Genomic DNA, 18,853 nt, shown 5'->3' with positions numbered 1-18,853 from the left:
ATGAATGCGGTAACAGTCAAAAACATCACTAAAACTTACGATAAAGGGAAGGTACTTGCTGTAGATAATATCTCTTTTGAGGTGAAGGAGGGTGAACTGTTTGGATTAATTGGTCCGGATGGCGCAGGTAAAACCTCTATCTTCCGAATACTGACCACGCTGTTGTTGGCAGACAAAGGTGAAGCCAGTGTTGCTGGTTTCGATGTGATTAAAGATTATCAATCGATCAGGAACAATGTAGGTTATATGCCCGGTAAGTTTTCGCTTTACCAAGATCTAACTGTGGCAGAAAACCTGAGTTTCTTTGCAACTGTATTTGGCACTACCATAGAAGCCAATTACGATCTGATCAAGGATATTTATGATCAGATCAAACCTTTTAGCAATAGAAGGGCGGGAAAGCTATCAGGAGGCATGAAACAAAAGCTGGCGCTTTGCTGTGCGTTGATCCACAAACCGTTAGTTCTATTGCTGGATGAACCCACTACTGGCGTTGACGTCGTATCACGGAAGGAATTTTGGGAGATGCTTAAAACATTAAAGAAACAAGGCATCACTATCCTGGTATCTACCCCCTATATGGATGAAGCTAACTTATGCGAACGGATTGCACTTCTTCAAAAAGGAAAGATCATGTCGGTTGATACGCCAGAAAATATCATTAAGGCATTTCCATATACGCTTTATGGAGCGAAATCTGATCAGATCTATAAACTGCTTAATGACTTAAGGTTAAATGGGCAAGTGGAAAGCTGTTATGCATTTGGTGAGTTCCTACATGTCACTTTAAAGGAAAAGCAGGAAAATGGCAAGAAGATTTTAAGGGTAATTGCGGAGCAAAATGGGCATTCTAATATCTGGATTGAAGAGATTAAACCTGGAATTGAAGATAGTTTTATTTTATTATCTGGGGAACAAGGTTAGCTGCATAAGGAAAGTCATTTTAAATGAACGTAGCGTAATTAAGGAAAAAGACTAGACTGCAATATTAAAGATAAATAAACGCATTTGTGATGTGAATGAGATTAGTTGAATACAGGGTTAATTTATTATAGCAAAAAAAACAATAATCGTTTATAAGTAAAACAAGGTCAACACGACACGAACTCAAGACATCACAATGGATGAAGAAAAAGTAATCACATGCAAATCCCTCAGTAAAAAGTTCGGGGACTTTTATGCCGTCAATGAAATAACTTTTGACGTCAATAAAGGAGAGATCTTCGGTTTTCTTGGTGCAAATGGAGCAGGTAAAACAACGGCAATGCGTATGCTTTGCGGACTCTCTTTTCCAAGTTCAGGTGAAGCTACCGTTGCCGGGTTTGATGTATACAAACAACAGGAATTTATAAAAAAAAATATCGGGTATATGAGTCAGAAGTTTTCTCTTTATGAAAACCTGAGCATCCTTGAGAATATTGAATTCTTTGGTGGCGTTTATGGACTGGACCGAAAGGAAATAAAAGAGCGGAGTGGCCTACTCATCCAAACATTAGGACTTGAAAAAGAAGCTAAAAAAATGGTAGGCGAACTCCCTTTAGGTTGGAAGCAGAAATTAGCCTTTTCGGTAGCTATATTCCACCGTCCAAAGATTGTATTTCTGGATGAACCTACAGGTGGAGTTGATCCCGTTACGCGAAGGCAGTTTTGGGATATGATCTATGAGGCTGCGGCAACAGGCATCACCATATTCGTCACCACCCATTACATGGATGAAGCGGAGTATTGCAATAGGATCTCGATTATGGTTGATGGAAAAGTGGAAGCACTTGATTCTCCTTCGAATTTAAAATCCAAATTTTCTGTCCATTCTATGGATGACGTTTTTTACCAGTTGGCACGTGGAGCGAGCCGATCAGCAGATTAATATGAAACAGCTACTAGCATTTACAAAAAAGGAGTTTTACCAGGTTATCCGGGACAAGCGTACGCTATTGATCATGTTCGGATTACCTATCGTGCAGATCATCCTGTTTGGATTTGCTTTGACTAGCGAGGTCAAAAATGTGCATCTCATCATCTCCGATAACTCCAAAGATGTCAATACCCTGCAAATCATCAATAAAATTAAAGCATCCTCTTACTTCAGTGTAGATGAATCTGTTATGGGATATGCGGATATTGAAGAGGCATTCAAACAAGGAACGGTAAAAAGCGCCTTAATTTTTCCTTCTGATTTCGCAAAGGATCTTGTGCATTCAGGGAAAGCTCAGGTACAGATCATTGCTGATGGCTCTGATCCTAATACAGCTAAAACAATTGTCAATTATCTTACTGCCATTATCAATGATTATCAGGCACAGCTATCCCCTACCGTAGGGTTACCTTACAAAATCATCCCGGAAACACGAATGCTTTATAACGAAGAAGGAAACGGATCGTTGAACTTTATTCCAGGCGTCATGGCACTCATTCTGATGATTGTATGCACGGCACTCACCTCTGTTTCAGTCGTAAAAGAAAAAGAACTGGGAACAATGGAAATTTTATTAGTATCCCCCTTTAAACCCTTTATGGTACTGATCTCTAAGGCCATACCCTACCTGGCTCTTTCCATAGCTAACTTCACTGTGATTATTTTGCTTTCTGTTTATGCTTTAGATGTGGAAATAAAAGGCAGCATTTTGTTGCTATTTATGGAAAGCATCCTCTTTATTATTACCTGCCTTTCACTCGGCTTATTGATTTCCAATGTAACGGCTTCACAGCAAACAGCCTTATTGATTTCCATGATGGGATTGCAAATCCCTACGCTCATTTTTACAGGATTTATGTTTCCCCTGGAAAACATGCCCTGGATCTTTCAGGCTATTTCAAAAATCATCCCCGCACACTGGTATTATTTGATTGTGAAATCGGTGATGTTAAAAGGTCTGGGTTTTGAAGGTGTATGGAAAGAAACCTTAATTCTAATAGGAATGACCGTTGTATTGCTCACTGTGGCATTAAAGAACTTTAAAATCAGGCTGTCATGAAAGTACTAGGCTTTATTTTACAAAAAGAATTCAGGCAAATCTCCAGGGATAAAACGATCCTGATCATGATGTTTTTAATGCCTACGATTCAGCTAATCGTACTCCCTATTGCCATGAATTTTGATATTAAAAGTGTCAACATCTCCATTATTGATCATGATAACAGTACGTACTCTCAAAAGCTGATTAGCAAAGTTGGTTCTTCGGGATTCTTCAATATCACCAGTATGGAAACTTCCTATCCAAACGCTTTAGAGAACATCGAACAGGATAAAGCGGATATAGTTATGGAAATTCCCTCCGGATTTGAGCGCAACTTAGTTAGAGAAGGCATGCAAAAAATAGGGATTTCGGTTGACGCTATAAATGGTGCCAAAGCATCCATTGGTGGAAGTTACCTGGCAGCTGTACTCAAGGATTTCAATACTAATCTTGAAATAAATAATGACAATATCAAGACGCCACAGGGCCTGATTGACGTTACGTACCGAAATTGGTATAATGTCCGGGCGGAGTATAAATACAATATCGTTCCGGCCATACTCGTAATCCTTTTAACGATGATTGGTGGATTTCTGGCAGCACTCAACATTGTAAAAGAGAAAGAAATGGGAACCATCGAACAGATCAACGTTACTCCAATAAAAAAATGGGAGTTTATCCTCGGTAAACTGATCCCTTTCTGGATTATAGGTATGATTGTTTTCACAATTGGTCTATTCGTCTGCTGGATCGTATATGGCATTATTTCCCAGGGAAGTATTCCGCTCCTTTACACATTCGCTTCTGTTTATCTGGTTGCTTTGCTGGGTTTCGGTCTACTAATTTCTACTTATTGCGACAGTCAGGTGCAGGCTATGTTTGTTGCTTTCTTCTTTATGATGATTTTTATGTTAATGGGTGGACTTTTTACTTCCGTCGAAAGCATGCCCAGCTGGGCAAGAGGAATCTCTAATATGCTACCTGTAACTCATTTCATTAAAGTCGTCAGGATGATTATGTTAAAGGGTAGTAACTTCAGTGATGTACGAACTGAGTTTTTGTATTTGATCGCATTTGGAATCTTCCTGAACAGCTGGGCGATCTGGAATTACCGCAAAACCACATAGAAAATAAATAAAACTTTTGTAACATATTGGTTATCAAATAATCAAATATACTATTTCAAATAATTAAGCAATTATTTATGACTTATGGAAAACTTCAATCACATCCTGGTCTTTAAAACAAATATTAAAACTCCAGCAGACAGAGAAACGTTAAAACCATTGTTTGAACAGCATAAAAGTATTAAACAATGGAATGTGGACTTATATGACGAAGATTATGTATTAAGAATCATATCTTACACTCTTAATCATCAGTACATTATCAAACTACTTCAGGTTCATGGATATGACTGTGAGGAACTTACTTAATTATGATCAAAGAAGATACCCTATCGTTTACAGGATACCAGAAATTTGCAATTTTCATTCTTGCCCTCACTCAATTTACAGTCATCCTTGACTTTATGGTGATGTCGCCATTGGGTGATATGTTGATGAAATCATTGAGTTTAGAACCTTCCTCCTTTGGACTGGCTGTATCGGCCTATGCCTTTAGTGCAGGTATTTCAGGACTGCTCACTGCAGGGTTCGCTGATCGTTTTGACCGGAAAAATCTATTGGTATTTTTCTACGGAGGATTTATAATTGGAACTATTTTTTGCGGATTAGCCCATTCTTACGTCGCATTAATCGTTGCAAGGATCATCACAGGCCTATTTGGAGGAGTGATCGGCTCCATTTCAATGGCCATCATCACCGATCTGTTCGTTTTGCAGCAGCGTGGACGAGTAATGGGGTTCATTCAAATGGGTTTTGGTGCCAGTCAGGTATTGGGCATTCCTATCAGCTTATATATTGCCAATTACTGGGGTTGGGAAGCTCCCTTTTTAATGGTAGCCGCTATTGCAATAATGACCGTAGTTGGCATTATTATAAAACTAAAGCCAGTTAACCAACATCTTGCTGCTCAGCATGACAAATCCGCTTTTCTGCATCTATGGCATACACTGGCCAAAAAAGACTATCGGATAGGGTTTTCAGCTACCGCATTATTGTCCATAGGAGGGTTTATGATGATGCCTTTTAGCAGTGCTTTTGCAATCAATAATTTAAAGGTTTCCATGGATCAGCTTCCGGTCTTATTTATGGTAGCTGGTGTGAGTTCACTAATTATCATGCCTATTGTTGGTAAACTAAGTGACAAGTTAGACAAGTTTAAAATATTTGCATTTGCTTCCATTTGGATGATGATCATATGTGTGCTGTATACCAATCTTGGTGTTACCTCTTTCTGGGTGGTGATCATCTTTAATATCCTGATGATGATGGGCATTATGAGCAGAATGGTTCCTTCCTCTGCTTTAACTAGTGCTGTTCCCGAAACATACGATCGTGGATCATTTATGAGCATCAACTCCTCTTTACAACAAATTGCAGGTGGTGTTGCTGCTGCTATTGCCGGAATGATTGTGGTTCAAAAGGATAAAGCAAGTCCGCTTGTACATTACGATATCGTAGGTTATGTCATTGTTTTCATCTCCATTCTCAGCATCCTGCTGATGTATCGGGTAAGTAAACTCATCAAAAGAAATTTAAAAAAAGCTACTCTTGCCAGCGATATAATTTGAAATTCTTTAAAACTTATTAAAGTGTGGTAGTGTTATTCCCGGCATCTATCATACTATTAATAAACATACTATCTATGAAAGCAGCAGTATTTCACAAACCTGGTGATATCAGCTATGATACCGTGGACGACCCGCGTATCGAACAAGGAGGGGACGTAATTTTACGGGTTACCTCAACCGCTATTTGCGGATCTGACCTTCACATCCTTAGTGGTGCAGTACCACAACCTACGGATATGATCATGGGACATGAGTTCATGGGCATTGTTGAAGAAGTTGGACCTTCTGTTAAGAATTTAAAGCGTGGCGACCGGGTAATTGTCCCTTTCCCTATTGCATGCGGACATTGTTTCTTTTGCAGCCATGGCGCCTCCCCGAGTTGCGAAAACTCAAATTACAAACATTACGGTCCAAATGGCGACATGATGGATCAAAAAGGAGCAGCACTATTTGGCTACACAGACCTTTACGGTGGATATTCAGGCGGTCAAGCTGAATATGTTAGAGTTCCTTATGCTGATATTAGTCCAAGAATTATTCCGGACAATATTACAGATGAGCAAGCCTTGTTTTTAACTGATATTTTCCCTACAGGTTGGTCTGCAATTGACTGGGCACAGCTTAAAGGCGGAGAAGTTGTTGCTGTTTTTGGCTCTGGTCCGGTTGGTTTAATGGCACAAAAGGCAGCATGGATCAATGGCGCCAGCAGGGTAATTGCTATCGATCCATTGGATTACCGTTTGGAAAAAGCAAAAGCAGTTAATCACGTCGAAACGCTTAATCCAAATAAAGTAGATGTTGTTGAAGCTATCAGAGCGATGACCGGAGGCAGAGGAGCTGACGTTTGTGTGGATGCTGTCGGATTTGAACCAGAACGTTCTTTTTTAGATAAGGTTAAAGCAACCGTTAATTTTGAAAAGGGAAGTATCAAAGTAATTGACCTTTGCTTTAAAGCCGTAAGAAGAAGCGGAACAGTTACCATTGTTGGGGTTTACGGTAGTCCCTATGACAATTTCCCTGTTCATCGCATGTTTGATAAAGGACTGACTATCAAACAGGGGCAAGCGCCAGTACTGAACTACATAGACCACCTGATCGAGTTAGTTAAAGAAGAGAAAGTTGTACTTGATGACATTATTACGCACAGCCTCCCTTTAAGTGATGTAACACACGCTTATAAAATTTTTGACGAAAAGGAAGACGATTGTGTAAAAGTAGTGCTGAAACCATAGCCTTATTTTAAAATAAGTATATCAATAACTTAAAAATTAAAAATCATGCCGTATACGAGGAAATACGTACTTATAACCGGTGCCACAGCTGGCATTGGTTATGAACTGGCAAAGCTATTTGCCAAAGATCACGACAATTTAGTACTTGTTTCCCGAAACCAACAGGAACTTGATGCCAAAGGAGAAGAATTTAAATCCTTAGGCGTTGATGTGATTACTATAGCTAAAAATCTCTTCCATAGAGAAGAAGCTTTTTCACTAATTGAGGACATTAAAAGTAAAGGGATTACAATTGACATTTTAGTCAACGATGCAGGTCAGGGTCTGTACGGCGAATTTAAAGACACTGATTTACAGCGCGAACTGGATATCATAGAATTGAACATTTCTTCAGTAGTCATCTTAACCAAACATTTCTTAAAAGAGATGGTTGCTGCAAACTCTGGAAAAATACTCAATTTAGCTTCCATTGCGAGTAAGGTTCCCGGACCATGGCAATCCGTTTATCATGGCACCAAAGCATTTGTTTTATCCTTTACAGAAGCTATTCGCGAAGAGAATAAGGATTACGACATAACAATTACTGCTTTGATGCCTGGTGCAACAGATACGGATTTCTTCAATAAAGCGGAAATGGAGGACAGCAAAGCCGTCCAGGATAAGGACTCTTTATCTGATGCTGCAGATGTTGCAAAAGACGGTTATGAAGCCCTTTTCGCCGGAAAAGATAAGGTAATTTCAGGCTTTAAAAATAAAGTTCAAATTGGAATGAGTAATATATTGCCAGATAGTGTTGTTGCACATAACATGAATGAACAACAAAAACCGGTGGATAAGTAATAACAGTTTTTATTAATTACAATATTTAAAAGCAAAACAACCTGGAAGAATCAATTCCTCTTTCAGGTTGTTTTGCTTTTAAATTTTACCTATACAAGTCTGTTGAGAATAATGAAACCTGAAATTCCATATTGCAGAACCGTATAATTTTATTTATCATTGAACTACCTTGTTGATTTAGTGCAACACGGAAACATTCTAATTTAAAAGTCCAGAGGATCATCCCTACTGTGTTTCACTTACTCAGATTTTGATGAATGTTTATAGATACTGAACATTATAAATAAACAAATACGCTCTTGAAAAACATTAAGTTTTATCAGGTTGATGCATTTACTGATCAGCCATTTAAAGGAAATCCAGCAGCAATTTGCCTACTTGAAGAAGAATTGAGTACAGCAACTATGCTCCAAATAGCTGCAGAAAATAATCTTGCTGAAACTGCTTTCGTACAAAAAGCAGAAGATGGATTTTACCTGCGTTGGTTTACCCCTACTGTTGAGGTGCATTTATGCGGACATGCCACTTTAGCAACATCTCATATTCTTTGGCAGGAAGGGATCCTTAAAGCCCAAGAAACTGCACGATATCATACCTTAAGTGGCTTACTTACTGCGAAAAAGAAGGGCGATTGGATTGAAATTGATCTTCCTGCAAAAGAAAACAGACCAGTTGATGTGTCTGAAGAAGTATTAGCAGCACTGCAGGTTCGACCAATTCGTACCGCTTATGCAGACCGTTATATTATTGAAGTAAGTACTCCCGAAGAAGTGAATAATGTTAAACCAGACTTCAACATATTGAGACATCATGAAATGGTAATCGTGACAAGCAAAGGAGCCCCTTCATCCCCCTATGATTTTGTATCAAGAACATTTGGTCCTTCCGTTGGTGTCGATGAAGACCCCGTAACAGGCTCTTCTCATTGCTGTTTAGTGCCCTACTACGCAGAGCAGCTGAATAAAACTCAATTCTTTGCTTATCAGGCATCACAAAGAGGTGGGGAAATGAGACTAGAGCTTAAAGGCGACCGTGTGCTACTTTCAGGACATGCAGTAACACTGATATCAGGAATGCTGTTGATTTAAATTATTAGACTAGGAATACATCATTATAATAACATAGAGTTCATTTTAAACTCTCAATAAGGAAATCTTACAGCATTACCTTGCCAGATATGGCAGTAGTATCTAAGGAAGATTTTTCAAAGACAGCAGGAATAAACAGTACACTGATGCCTGGGCTCGATTTATTGTTGATGAAGATCATGAAGATCAACGATCTTAATGAAATAATAGATCAGGCTGAATCACTGCAGGGACCTGAATTTGCAGCTCATTTACTTCATATTCTGGGCATTGCAATTGAACTTGATCCAGCTGACCTGGCCAATATCCCTAAAGACGGGGCATTCATTGCTATTGCCAACCATCCTTATGGAGCCATAGAGGCACTCGCTTTGCTTCAAGTACTTACTACCTCCAGGCCTGAAACCATGTTTATGGGAAATTTCCTTCTAAAAAGAATTCCCAATCTGGCAGATTATATCATTCCGGTAAATCCATTTGAAAAAATTAAAGACAAATCCAGTATTACTGGTCTAAAAAATACCATCCAAATGTTGAAGAACGGAACACCTGTGGCAATCTTTCCAGCAGGTGAAGTTTCTGCCTATACACCCGGTAAACAGCAAATAACCGATAAGAAGTGGCACCCTGTTGTAGGTAAAATCATTAGTAAGGCGAATGTGCCTGTGCTTCCCATTTATTTTCATGGCAATAATGGAATCTTATTTAGTCTGCTCAGGTACATCCACCCAATGCTTCAAACGGCAAAACTTCCATCTGAGTTGTTTAATAAAAGAGGACATGTACTCCGCATACGAATTGGTAAACCTGTCACCCTAGAGCAGATTCCCGGTCGGGATAATAATACAGAACTTTTAAACTACCTCAGGGTAAAAACATATGCATTAGGGGCTGGATTGGCGAATGAAAGAAAGATCCTAAACCCAGGGAATATCTTCAAAATCAGAAGTAAATCCCAACTGATTGTAGAGCAAATCTCTCCTGCGTTACTCGAAAAAGAAGTAACTAATCTCAACAATCAGCTGATCTGCAGAGAGAAAAACTATGAGGTTTACCTGGCTTCATCAGCAGAAATACCTAACCTCCTGAAAGAAATTGGTCGCCTAAGGGAAACCACCTTCAGGGAAGTTGGCGAAGGAAGCAACAAATCAATTGACCTTGATAAATTTGACATCTATTATTACCATCTTTTCATTTGGGATCATGAAAATAAACTACTAGTAGGTGCTTATCGCATTGGAAAAGGCGATGAGATCTTCTATAGCATGGGAAAAAAGGGATTTTACACCGCTGAACTGTTTAAGATTAAAAAGGAATTCTACCCAATTCTTAAAGAAAGTCTGGAGCTTGGCCGGTCTTGGATCAGAAAGGAATACCAGCAAAAACCCTTACCCTTATATTTGCTCTGGAAAGGATTATTAAAATACCTGCAAACGGATACCAGGTATAAATACCTCATCGGACCTGTTAGCATCAGTAATAAATACTCCCGATTTTCCAAGTCACTCATGGTGGAGTATATCATGAAACATCACTTTAATCATGACCTGGCGAAACATATCAAACCCTATCATCATTTCCGGGTTAATTTTTCTAAATTAAATCAGAACCTATTGTTGGATAACTGCGATTCATTGAAGGACTTGAATAGCCTTATTTCTGAACTCGAAACAAGCCACATTAAGATCCCAGTTTTACTTCGGCAATATCTCGCTCTTCAAGCAAGTTTTATTGGGTTTAATATCGACCCTAAATTCTCTGATTGCCTCGATGGCTTTCTAGTATTAAACCTAACCGAAGTTCCACAAGCAAAAATTGATAAGTTGACACTTACATTCAAATAGGAATCCACTTACTGTCTACATTTTAAGATTAAATTATCCTTTTAGAGATAAAATTGCAGAATCTATATTTATAAAGATACATCAGGTTTACTCAGCTCCATCATTTCTCCCGCCGCACTCAACACTTTGCATGTAATAAAAAACAGAGCAGATATAGCTTAAAAAACAATCCATTTTATTACTTTTCCTAAATATTAACCACACGTAAATGGCAAATACTTTTTACTCAAAAAAGAATATAATTTCGATTATAACCGCATTGGGCCTAATTATTCTGGCATTTGTAACCTATTTATTATTAAAACCCAATCCAACCAATGAAAATAATCCGGAGTTTGCAGCCTATATTGAATCCTATACCTCCGGAGTCATTTCTAAAAGTGAAAAAATAAAGATCCATTTAACAGGACAAGTAAACACGCTTCATCGTGTAAATGAGCCGCTAGGTAAGGACATTCTAGATTTCAGTCCAGCTATAAAAGGGAAAGCCTATTGGCTTGATGAAAGCACCATCGAATTTGCACCTGCAGAGTCGCTCAAACCAGGGGAATCCTATCAGGCCTCTTTCCATTTAGGGAAACTGGTTGAAGTTAAAGAACCGCTTCAGACCTTCATTTTTAACTTTGAGATCATTAAACCTTCTTTTAAAATTGAACTGGATGGGCTCAAATCCATCAACAGCTCCTCTTTAGCATATTTAAAATGCACAGGAACAATTCTTACATCTGATCAGGAAGAAACTAAAGCTATAGAAAAAGTACTTATTGCCACCTATGCAGGAAAAAGTAAAGGCATCAAATGGGAGCATCACCCGGAAATGCATACCTCCAGGTTTACTGTCGACAGCATCGAGATGGGACAGGCTAGTCATGCTTTAAAATTATCTTGGAATGGCACTCCAATCCATTCAAATATCAAGGATAATAAAGAACTGGAAGTTCCGGCGAAAGGCGTCTTCAAGGTATTAGACATGAAAGCAGTTCAAAAAGATGAGCAATATGTTTTAATACAGCTGTCCAACCCAGTCATGATTGGTCAGGATTTAAATGGGCTAATTACGATCAGTAACATCACCGATCCGCAATTCACCATCGAAGGAAGTGAAATAAAGGTTTATACGCCGGACAGATTGAATGGAAATTACACCGTTTCCATCAATGAAGGCATTCAAAACATAGCCAGTCAGAAGTTAAAAACCACTCTGAAAGGCAATGTCAGTTTCGAGAACATAGAGCCTGCAGTAACCATTCCTGGCAAGGGGATGATTATTCCAGACTCCGGTAAGCTGAGTTACCCTTTTGAAGCCATCAACCTGAAAGCAGTAGATGTAACGATCATTAAGATCTACGAGAATAACATCCCCCAGTTTCTACAGGTTAATAATGCCACTGATGGATCTAATGATTTAAGACGTGTAGGAAAACCGCTTGTGCAAAAAACTATTCGTCTGGATGAGGACAAGACCCTGAACTTAAAAAAGAAAAACCGTTTCGCTCTCGATATCGACAAGTTGATTAAGACAGAACCCGGAGCCATTTACCGGATCACAATAGGTTTCAGAAAATCATATTCCCTTTATAAATGCACCGATCAAACAGAGGAAGAAAGCCCTGCAAACAGCTACGATTATGGCGAAAAGATTGATGAAGATGACGAATTCTGGCAACGATACAATGACTATTATCCCTTTGGATATGACTGGGACGAGAAAGATGACCCTTGTTCCAATTCCTATTTCAACCAGAACAGATGGGTGTCCCGAAATGTAATAGCTTCCAACATCGGGATTATAACTAAGAGAGGCGACGACAATACCGTCACCGTCTTCACTACGGATATACTGACCACAGAACCCATGCAAGGAGTGGAAATTAAACTCCTGGATTATCAAAACCAGCTGATTCAAACAGCAAATACCAATAATGATGGAATCGCGGTGTTCCAGTTAAAAAGGAAGCCCTTCCTGCTGTTGGCAAAAAAAGACAAACAACGCGGATACTTAAAATTGGATGATGGCTCTTCTCTCCCATTAAGCCGGTTTAATGTAAGCGGAGATATTATTCAAAATGGTATAAAAGGATTCATCTATGGTGAAAGAGGTGTGTGGAGACCCGGTGATTCTATTTATCTCAGTTTTATTTTAGAAGACAAAGACAAGAAACTTCCCGATGGACTCCCTATTATTTTTGAACTGTATACCCCTCAGGGGCAGCTAAACAAAAAGTTGATGCAAACTAAGGGAGTCCTTGATTTTTATACCTTTAAAGTAAATACAAACAGCGGAGCACCTACAGGTAACTGGCTGGCAAAGGTAAAAGTAGGTGGATCTACATTCAGTAAAGCGGTAAAGATTGAAACCATTATGCCCAACCGCTTAAAGATAAATCTTAATTTTGCGTCCACTAACACCCTGATTAAAGGAAAGGACAATCCCGGTAAATTAACGGTAAACTGGCTCTTTGGATCCATCGCCAGGAATCTCAAAGCAAAGGTCGACGTGACTTTGAGTCCCGCCAAAACCAGTTTTAAAGGTTTCGAACCCTATACCTTCGATGACCCTACCAATGCTTTCGAATCAGAAAGCACCACCATCTTTGACGGTAAGTTGAATGATAATGGTATTGCAATTGTGAAGGCCAATCTAAGCTCTACAGAAAGCGCCCCAGGAGTATTGCGTGCCAACTTCATTACCAAAGTGTTTGAGCCTGGAGGTAATTTCAGTATTGACAACTTTGAAATGCCCTATCATATTTACAATTCCTACACCGGAATCAATGTACCACAGGGTGCTCAGTTAAGCGATATGCTGCTGACAGACCGCAATCATCAGATCAATATTATCAATGTCAATACAGCAGGTAAATACCTGGCAGGAACACAGCAAGTAGAAATCCAGTTGTATAAAATCCAATGGCGCTGGTGGTGGGATGAAGGGGAAGAAAACCTGAGTAATTTCAGTCAGAACAAAGTGAATCAACTCCTGAAAAAAGAAATCATTACCCTTAACAATGGCAAGGGCAACTGGAACTTCCGGATCAACTACCCGGAATGGGGACGTTACCTAATCCGCGTTAAAGATCTAAAAAGCGGACATACTTCAGGACAAACCCTGTATGTAGACTGGCCTGGCTGGGCGCAGAGGGAGCAGCAGAATAACCCTACCGAAGCCTCCATGCTTTCCTTTACAGCAAATAAAGAGAGTTTCAAAGTAGGCGAAAATGTAGAATTAACTATTCCGAGCAGTAAAGGAGGAAGAGGACTGGTCAGCGTAGAAAGTGGAAGCAAAGTATTAAAGACCTGGTGGATTGAAACCCAGAAAGGCCAAACTAAATTTTCTTTTAAAGTAGAAAAGGAAATGGCCCCTAATGTTTTCCTAAACGTCACCTTGTTACAACCCCATTCCCAGACGATAAATGACCTTCCTATCCGGATGTACGGGGTAATTCCTATTTTAGTAGAAGATCCAAAAACCATTCTGAAGCCTGTAATCGGTTCTGCAGCGGTAATACGCCCCGAAACAAACAGCAGTTTAACAGTTTCAGAACAATCAGGTAGGCCGATGACTTATACCATTGCCATTGTAGATGAAGGTCTTCTTGCGCTCACCAAGTTCAATACACCCAACCCACATTCCAGCTTTTATGCACGGGAGGCTTTGGGAGTGAAAACATGGGACCTGTTTGACAATGTAATAGGTGCCTGGGGAGGCGATTTAGTACGGATCTTAAGTATTGGAGGGGATGCCAGTATCAACCGAAATGTCAATCCCGCAAAAGCAAACCGGTTTAAACCCGTAGTCAAGTTTATGGGCCCCTTCTACTTAAAAGAAGGTCAAAAAACAACTCATCACTTTAAACTCCCTCAGTATATCGGAGCCGTCAGAGCTATGGTCATTGCCGGAAAAGATGGGGCTTATGGTTTCGCTGAAAAGCAAATCCAGGTGAAGAAACCACTGATGATTTTAGCAACACTTCCTCGTGTTGCAGGACCAGGAGAGACCTTCAAATTGCCCATTACGGTATTTGCCATGGAGAATCAGATTAAAAATGTAAAGCTTGAAATCAAAACCAGCAATTTATTAAACACAAGCTCCAGTAGCCAGGTCATCAGCTTCAGCGGCATTGGCGAAAAGATGGCTTATGCCACCATCGCAGTGAAACAAGCGACAGGAATCGCTAAAATTAAAATCATCGCTACCAGTGGAAATGAAAAAGCGGAGTACGATGTCGAAATGGATATCCGAAATCCAAATCCTTACTTAACAGTAGTCACAGGAGCCCAACTGGAGCCCAAAAAATCCTATAGTAAAGTCTTTGCCCCTATTGGTATTTCAGGCTCCACAAGTAGCATGCTTGAAGTATCTACGATTCCGGCAATGAACCTAAGTAAAAGATTGAATTACCTGATTCAGTACCCGCATGGCTGTGTGGAACAAGTGGTATCAGGCATATTCCCTCAGTTGGTACTCAACCAGCTTACGGACGTATCCCCACAACAAAAGGCTGCTATAGAAAGAAACATAAAAAGCGTATTGAATAGATTACAATCCTTCCAGACGCAGGATGGTGGTATGGCTTATTGGCCAGGAAATCAGGACGCGGATGAATGGGGCACTAATTATGCAGGCCACTTCTTACTGGAAGCACAAAGGAAAGGTTATAGTCTCCCTGCAGGTCTTTGGGATTCATGGAAACGCTACCAGAAGAACAAAGCAAATGCGTATGCTCCTTCCAGCAGTAATTTTTATGGAGGTGACCTAATTCAGGCCTATCGCTTGTATTTACTTGCATTTGCTAAGAGTCCTGAAGTCGGCGCAATGAACCGTCTTCGTGAATTCAGTTATTTATCTGATGCAGCTAAATGGCGATTGGCAGCCGCATATAAACTTATTGGTCAGACAGATATAGCGCTTTCATTAATAAAAAATTTAAGCTTGGAGGTAAAACCATATAATCAAATGAGTTATACATATGGCTCTGATTTGAGAGATGAAGCCATGATTTTGGAGACGCTTACCGAACTTGGAAAAAGAAAACAAGCAGCTGTTTTAGTCAATAAAATAGCCGCTATGCTTTCAAAAGATCAATGGTACAGTACTCAAACCACGGCCTATTCCTTAATAGCCATCTCCAAATATTGTGGTGTAAACAAGGACGGAAAAAAAATGAATTTTAGCTATAGTATCAATGGAGCAAAACAAAGCATTACATCCAACTCCTATATAAAACGTTTCCCATTGAATTATAAAGCAGGCAAATCAGCTCTTCAACTTTTAAACAATGGCGACAATGTTTTATACATCAGGGTAACGCAGGAAGGTCAGGCGGCACAAGGCCAGAACCCACCTCTTGTAAACCATCCAGAATTGCTGGACATGGGCATTGTCTACAAAACACAAAACGGGATGCACATTAACCCTGTAAGCATCAAACAAGGCACTGATTTCATTGCTGAAGTCACCATTAACAATCCCGGTAAAAGAGGATACTACGAACAAATGGCCCTCACTCAGATCTTCCCATCTGGTTGGGAAATTATCAATACCCGCTTAAGTGATCAATCCGGCAACAACAGTGGATCAAATTATACTTACAGAGATATCCGGGACGACAGGGTGCTCACCTACTTCAACATCAAACCACGCGAAACACTTACTTATCAGGTATTATTAAACGCTTCCTATTTAGGCAGGTTCTATCTACCTGCAGTAAGTTCTGCGGCCATGTACGATAATGAAATTCAAGCAAGTAAAACAGGCTTCTGGGTGGAGGTCGTTAAATAATTGAGTACTCTAAATAAAGCTAACTTCAGGAACAAGACAATCTTCATTAAACCGAAGATTGTCTTGTTTTCAAGTGCAATAATAATCCTGTTGTTACTGTTTTGGTTTTCGTTGCCTTCTCCCCTATTTAAAACGCCAACATCCTATGTCATAGAAGATGATCATGGGGAACTATTGAACGCCTCTATTGCCAGGGATGGACAATGGCGTTTCCCTGCCTCAGATACCATCCCCGAAAAGTTCATCAAGTGTATCACAACCTATGAGGATAAACGCTTTTATTACCATCCGGGATTTGACCCTTTGGCGATGCTCAGAGCATTGAGATCAAATTTCCAGAATAAAAGAACAGTAAGTGGGGCCAGCACGATCACTATGCAAGTGATCAGGTTGAGTAGAAATAAACAAAGAACGCTCTGGCAAAAAATTATAGAAATAATGCTAGCCTTTCGCTTAGAACTATCCTATTCAAAAGCGGAGATACTGGCTGTATATGCAGGAAATGCACCCTTTGGAGGAAATGTAGTAGGACTTGACGCCGCCTCCTGGCGCTATTTCGGCAGAGATGCAGCACAACTCTCCTGGGCAGAAACCGCTATGCTTGCCGTATTACCAAATTCACCTGCATTGGTTCATCCCGGAAAAAACAGAACCATCCTTCTAAAGAAAAGAAATGCGCTTTTAGCGCAACTTTTAAAAGATCAGGTAATAGATAAAAACACCGCTCAGCTAGCCATGTTAGAGCCTGTTTCGCAACAACCCCTACCTTTACCTCAGGATGCACCACATCTCCTAACTAGGTTTAAGTCTGATTTCCCTACGCTTAAATTAAAAAGTACACGATTAAGAACGACAGTCCAGTCCGCTCTGCAAAAGAACGTAACAGCCCTCCTCAAACGTCATCATCAACAATTTAAAGCCAATGGCATAAATAACGCTGCCGCACTGATTCTCGATGTAGAAACAGGCCATACACTTACCTATGTAGGGAATGTATATGATCCTGGGGATGCAGAAATGGAAAGTTATGTGGATATCATAAATGCACTAAGAAGTCCGGGAAGTACTTTAAAGCCCCTTTTATATGCGAGTATGTTGCACGACGGCCTGCTTCTCCCAAATAGTCTGGTTCCAGATATTCCTGTTCAGATTGGCGGGTACACCCCTCAGAACTATGATCTCGGCTATGATGGCGCCATACCTGCTTCGCGGGCATTAAGCCGTTCGCTGAATATCCCAGCAGTAAAGATGCTGCAGCAATATAAATATGAACGCTTTCATCAGCTCCTTAAAAAAGCAGGCATCCAATCATTAAATAAACCCGCGGACTATTATGGTTTGTCAATGATTCTTGGAGGGTGTGAAGTTTCCATGTGGGAACTTTCAGGTGCTTATGCCAGTATGGCCCGCACACTAAATCATTATTCCCGCTATAAGGGAAAGTACAATGCTTCCGATTACCATCCACCGGTGTATATGAGCGCGTCAAAGCCTCTTAAAGAGAACCTCTCTGCCTCCACTGTTATGGATTACGGATCGCTATTCTACACCTTTCAGGCTATGCAGGAAGTGATGCGTCCCGGCGAAGAATTGCTTTGGGAACAGTTTAATTCATCAAAAAAGATCGCATGGAAAACAGGTACCAGTTTTGGCTTTAGGGATGGGTGGGCAATTGGCGTGACTCCTGATTATGTAGTTTGTGTGTGGGTAGGCAATGCCGACGGTGAAGGCAGACCTGAATTAACCGGCATCCAAACTGCTGCCCCGATCTTATTTGATATCTTCGATCTCTTACCCAAAAACAACGAATTTACAGTTCCTTACCATGATTTAATTAAAGTATCCGTATGCCTGAAGAGTGGCTTTAGAGCCGGTGAGTTTTGCACTAACACCAAAACAACCTACATGCCAGCCGCATCGATGAAATCGCCACTCTGTCCTTATCATCAACTGATTCATTTAGACCGCTCAGGAAAATACAGGGTAAGTTCGACCTGTGAATCTCCCGAAAACATGCAACATGTCAACTGGTTTGTACTGCCTCCTGCCATGGAATATTATTACAAAATCAGACATCGCGACTACCAGACACTTCCTCCATTCAGTCCAGCCTGTCAAAATGAACAGGAAAACTATCGCCCAATGGAACTTATTTATCCCAAAAACAATGCGAAGATCTATATTCCGCTGGAGATAGACGGCGTTAGGGGAAAAGTAATTTTCAACGCTGCACATCGAAATCCCAGGAGCAAAATCTACTGGTCTATTGATCGGGAATTCATTACTACGACGACAGGTTTCCACCAAATAGCGATCTCCCCATCCAACGGCATACATGTGATTACCTTAGTTGACGACCGGGGCAATACGCTGCAACAAAAGTTTGAGGTTTTGGATAAAGAGAAAAAATAATTA

General features: G+C 40.2%; 12 protein-coding genes. All 12 read left to right on the top strand.

Translation table 11 applies throughout. The features are described from left to right. The 12 genes from ADIARSV_RS15440 (at position 1) to pbpC (ending at position 18,850) form a co-directional block, all read left to right on the top strand. The gene (locus tag ADIARSV_RS15440; RefSeq protein WP_016196540.1) at positions 1 to 924 is read left to right on the top strand and encodes an ABC transporter ATP-binding protein; all 924 of its coding nucleotides are present in this window, start codon (positions 1 to 3) and stop codon (positions 922 to 924) included. Positions 925 to 1,120: 196 nt separating this feature from the next. Beyond that, positions 1,121 to 1,867 carry an ABC transporter ATP-binding protein gene (locus tag ADIARSV_RS15435; protein WP_016196539.1) on the top strand — a complete coding sequence of 249 codons (747 nt, stop codon included), beginning with the start codon at positions 1,121 to 1,123 and terminating at the stop codon, positions 1,865 to 1,867. A gap of 1 nt (position 1,868) precedes the next feature. Next, complete coding sequence (locus ADIARSV_RS15430) at positions 1,869 to 2,975, top strand: ABC transporter permease (RefSeq protein WP_040300300.1); 1,107 nt, start codon at positions 1,869 to 1,871, stop codon at positions 2,973 to 2,975. After that, positions 2,972 to 4,084, top strand: a complete 1,113-nt coding sequence (locus ADIARSV_RS15425; protein ID WP_016196537.1) for an ABC transporter permease — start codon at positions 2,972 to 2,974, stop codon at positions 4,082 to 4,084. Before ADIARSV_RS15430 ends, ADIARSV_RS15425 begins: the two co-directional genes overlap by 4 nt. A gap of 84 nt (positions 4,085 to 4,168) precedes the next feature. Then, positions 4,169 to 4,393, top strand: a complete 225-nt coding sequence (locus ADIARSV_RS15420; RefSeq protein WP_016196536.1) for a hypothetical protein — start codon at positions 4,169 to 4,171, stop codon at positions 4,391 to 4,393. 2 nt (positions 4,394 to 4,395) lie between these two features. Beyond that, the gene (locus ADIARSV_RS15415; protein ID WP_016196535.1) at positions 4,396 to 5,652 is read left to right on the top strand and encodes an MFS transporter; all 1,257 of its coding nucleotides are present in this window, start codon (positions 4,396 to 4,398) and stop codon (positions 5,650 to 5,652) included. A gap of 74 nt (positions 5,653 to 5,726) precedes the next feature. Next, a complete protein-coding gene (locus ADIARSV_RS15410) occupies positions 5,727 to 6,884 on the top strand; it encodes a zinc-dependent alcohol dehydrogenase (protein ID WP_016196534.1) in 1,158 nt (385 codons plus the stop codon). A gap of 45 nt (positions 6,885 to 6,929) precedes the next feature. Beyond that, entirely contained in the window at positions 6,930 to 7,724 is a 795-nt protein-coding gene (locus tag ADIARSV_RS15405) for an SDR family NAD(P)-dependent oxidoreductase (protein WP_016196533.1), read from the top strand. 299 nt (positions 7,725 to 8,023) lie between these two features. After that, a complete protein-coding gene (locus ADIARSV_RS15400; protein ID WP_016196532.1) occupies positions 8,024 to 8,812 on the top strand; it encodes a PhzF family phenazine biosynthesis protein in 789 nt (262 codons plus the stop codon). A gap of 89 nt (positions 8,813 to 8,901) precedes the next feature. Next, entirely contained in the window at positions 8,902 to 10,656 is a 1,755-nt protein-coding gene (locus ADIARSV_RS15395) for a lysophospholipid acyltransferase family protein (RefSeq protein ID WP_016196531.1), read from the top strand. Positions 10,657 to 10,864: 208 nt separating this feature from the next. After that, positions 10,865 to 16,438: an alpha-2-macroglobulin family protein gene (locus tag ADIARSV_RS15390; protein WP_016196530.1), complete on the top strand. Its 5,574-nt coding sequence runs from the start codon at positions 10,865 to 10,867 to the stop codon at positions 16,436 to 16,438. Further along, positions 16,439 to 18,850 (top strand): penicillin-binding protein 1C, encoded by a 2,412-nt coding sequence (gene pbpC / locus ADIARSV_RS15385; RefSeq protein WP_016196529.1) that lies wholly within the window; start codon positions 16,439 to 16,441, stop codon positions 18,848 to 18,850. It abuts the gene before it with no gap. The last annotated feature ends 3 nt before the right edge of the window (positions 18,851 to 18,853 follow it).

The organism is Arcticibacter svalbardensis MN12-7, assembly GCF_000403135.1.
Classification (GTDB): Bacteria; Bacteroidota; Bacteroidia; order Sphingobacteriales; family Sphingobacteriaceae; genus Arcticibacter; species Arcticibacter svalbardensis.
The sequence above is the reverse complement of the archived record's forward strand: the minus strand, read 5'-3'. Positions and strand labels throughout refer to the sequence as shown.